Raw genomic sequence first — 3,445 nt, forward strand, 5'->3', positions numbered from 1 at the left:
TGCGACCAACGTGCTGTCCTGATCAAGGGCGGTAAGGGATTTGCTTGCATCAAAGGATGGTGACATGGGGCGCTCCTCAGCTAGCTGCTCAACAGCGTCGAGGGTGCCACACGCTCGCCGCCGCCCATAGCATCTACGGCGCTATGGAAAAGCGCGCTTCGCGAGCGGCCTGCGCCGAGCCCTCACTGGCCTGCTTTTACTCCGCCCCAGTGGCCTGGTTTTGCTCCGCCGTTGACAGAGGCTCAGGACTTCGGTAACGGGGCCGTCCCCGTCAAGGCAAATTTGATGCAAGAAGGGATCGCCCATCCGGGTGTGCGGAGAGCGTGATTGCATTTTGGTTGTGCGATATCGCCTGCTTTCCTGCCGTATGAGGTTCTGCCCGGGTTCATGCTTCGGTCCGTGGTCGGCGCGGCGGCCGCCAACATGCGCCCATCTCATTGGCGTGCTCGCCCGGCGGGGCGGCATCAGTCCAGACCACGGCGTCATCGGGACCACGTCCCGGGTCGGGGACCTCGCAGGTCTGCGCTCAGGCAGACATCAACACGGAGATTAGCTCATGCATGGATCGGCTCTGGCGCTCCTTCCCAGCAGAAGTTTCTTCCGTCCAGCCACATCCGATGCAGGATCACACCGATCCGACGCGCCAAGGCCACCATGGCCCGCTTGGTGCCGCGTCGTTTCGCGACCCGCGAGGCCCATGTCCGCAACCACGACCCACGGCCCCGGTTCATCATGACGGTTGCGGCCTGGCATAAGGCGCGGCGTAAATGGGCGTCACCGGCTTTGGTGATACCGCCTGTCACGTCGCGCTCGCCGGACTGCTGCCGTGAAGGGGTGAGGCCGACCCACGGGCCGACTTTCTTCGACGACGAGAACCGAGCCGGATCATCCACGGCCGACTTGAAGGTCAATGCGACCACCGCGCCGACGGCCGGCATGGTCATCAGCAAGCGGCAGGTCGGGTCGTCCTGTGCTAGGCTGCGCACATGCCGCTCCAGTCGCGCCAGTTCATGGCGGAGGGTGGCACGGGCGCGAAGCATCGGCTCGGTTGCCGCCACAAGCGTAGTGTTGCTGGCAACCAGTTCCTGAATGCGAGCATCAAACCGTCCTTTGGAGATTGCGCCGACTTTCAAGCCGAAGTTCCGCAATAACCCGCGCAAGGACATTTCCAGAGCGATCACGCCCTGCTGGATGGATTTGCGCGCCCCGAGGAGTGCGCGGATCTCCTGGGCAGACACCGACTTGCAATGGACCGGCCGGAACCAGCCTAAATGTAGCAGCCGGGCAATACCTTCAGCATCGCGCCGGTCTGTCTTGATCGGCATGGCTTTCAGAGCACCCTTCACTTGCCGGTTTCCATCAGAACCACTTCCAGGCCGGCTTCGGTAAGCCCACGGTGCAGCCATTGCGACAACGGCCCGGCTTCCATCCCGATCATCGCAATTTCGCCCTGTTGCTCCAGCGCGAATTGCGTCAGCGCCGCGGGATCGCTGCCGACCTCAGCCTCCTTCACGATCTTGCCGTGCTCGCTGACAACGCAGACCGCAGTCTTGGCGAGTGAGACATCCAATCCAATGAACAGTTTCATCCCGTAATCCTCCTGTCAGAATCAGATACGGGAGCGTCGGCGGCGACCGGTCAGCATGCAATCGGTAACGGGCAGCGCACGACGCAGGCCCCGTTACAGCATCTCTCAACGAGATCGCCCTTGCCCATCGTCCACACGGACGATCCGGCATCACCCTTGCGGGCGAAGGTTTGTTTCTTGGCCCTCCAGCTGTTGTCTCACTTCATGCCGCCGCTGCGCAGACCGGTTGTTTGCCGTAGCGGAACTCGGTCGCGTCACTCCACATACGATGCAGGATAACGGCGAGTTTGCGCGCAACCGCGACCCGGGCGCGCCATGCCGCGTCGCCTGGCGGTGTTCATGCCCCATGCTCTGAGGCTAGACCATTTCTCGCTACGCACGAGCAGCGTATGGGCCGCTTCGTAAAGCGCTGTACGGGCGAGTTCGTCGCCGCATCGGCTGACCTTGCCTTGAATGTCGGTTTCGCCCGACTGGTAGCGCGCGCCGGGGTCAGGCCGAGAGGCGCGCCCCATTTCTCGATCGCCTGAAGCGTCGGGCTGGTCGACCGTGGCGCGGAACGCGAGTGCGGTGATGGGGCCAACACCGGGAGCGCTCATCAGCCGTCGGCAGACCTCTTCCTTGCGAACGAGATCGAGAACCTGCTTCGTCAGACGGGCGAACTCTCCCAGCATGGTAGCAAGGATCGTCAGCAGCGGCTCGACCAGAGGCATGACGACCGGGTCCGCGTCGGCCAGTTCGCGCACACGACCGGCGAAGGCGGTTCGCGACGGCGTGCCCAGCTTGATGCCGGCCTCCCGCAAGATCGCCCGCACCACGTTCTCAATGGTGCGCATTTCGTTCAGCACCGTACGGCGGGCAACGAGGAGAGAACGCCACAGCCGGCATTGCCTGCTTTTGACGTACACCCGCCGGTACCAGCCGGTGCGCATGATCTGCGCCAGAGCGCGGGCATCGTTGCGATCGGTCTTGTTGGGCATCGTCCTCATCGCCGCATTGGCAGCCCGCGTCTCGATGCAGATCGCCGGCAGGCCTTGAGCGCGAATACCATCATAAAGCCAAGCCGCCAGCGAGCAGGCTTCCAGGCCGATCCGCTCCAGCGGCAGACCGATTTCACCCAATGCGTCAATCAACGCCTGCGGATCGCTTGCCGCACGCAGTTCCTTCACGATCCGGCCGGTTTCATCGACCACGCAGATCGCGGTCTCTTCCAAAGACACGTCAAGTCCGGCAAAATACTTCACGGCTGCTCCTTCCCGATGTTTGTGGCGCTCCAAAAGCGACCACGTTCTAACGTCCCGACAGGAGTAGCCGCCCTCTTTCGGGCTCGGCCGAGACCCCAATCACATGGCGTGATCGCGGAGCATCCAGCACTCAGCTAAACTGCTGACGTTTGATCTCGCCATGTGGAGAAATGGAATGACGAAGCACTTTGTTGGTCTGGATGTTTCCCTCGACCTGACATCGGTATGCGTTTTGACGAAGCCGGCGCGCCGTGGTGTGGCGTGGCAAGGTTAGGAACCACATCAGGGCCTGACGGGCGCTGCCAAGTTCAGCGACCTTGTCGAACACCAGGGTGACGGTCTCCTGCACACGTCGGTCGGGGTCCTTCTCGAGCCGGTCTCCAACCTTCACGAAGCCGACGGGCGCTTTGACGACGAGTTCGCCGCGGCGGGCCTTCTCGTAGCGGGCCGAGAGCGAACGCTGGCGCAACAGATCGAGCTCATACTCATTGAGGCTACCCTTCAATCCCAGCAGCAATCGGTCATTGCCCTGGCGCGGTGCATAGACCGTCTCCTGGTCGATCAGCACAGTGTCGACGACGCGGCACATCTCGATGAGCTGCTGCCAGTCGCGGCT

General features: G+C 62.7%; 2 protein-coding genes and 1 pseudogene. All 3 read right to left on the bottom strand.

Going from position 1 to position 3,445, the window contains the following annotated elements:
• Positions 1–554: 554 nt before the first annotated feature.
• Positions 555–1,588, bottom strand: a pseudogene (locus AC0L3D_RS36145) (IS110 family RNA-guided transposase).
• A gap of 254 nt (positions 1,589–1,842) precedes the next feature.
• Entirely contained in the window at positions 1,843–2,829 is a 987-nt protein-coding gene (locus tag AC0L3D_RS36150; RefSeq protein ID WP_473647471.1) for an IS110 family RNA-guided transposase, read from the bottom strand.
• A gap of 130 nt (positions 2,830–2,959) precedes the next feature.
• On the bottom strand, positions 2,960–3,445 hold a 486-nt coding region (locus AC0L3D_RS36155), incomplete at its 5' end, for a recombinase family protein (protein WP_473647472.1).

It is taken from the genome of Mesorhizobium sp. WSM4837 (assembly GCF_055811435.1).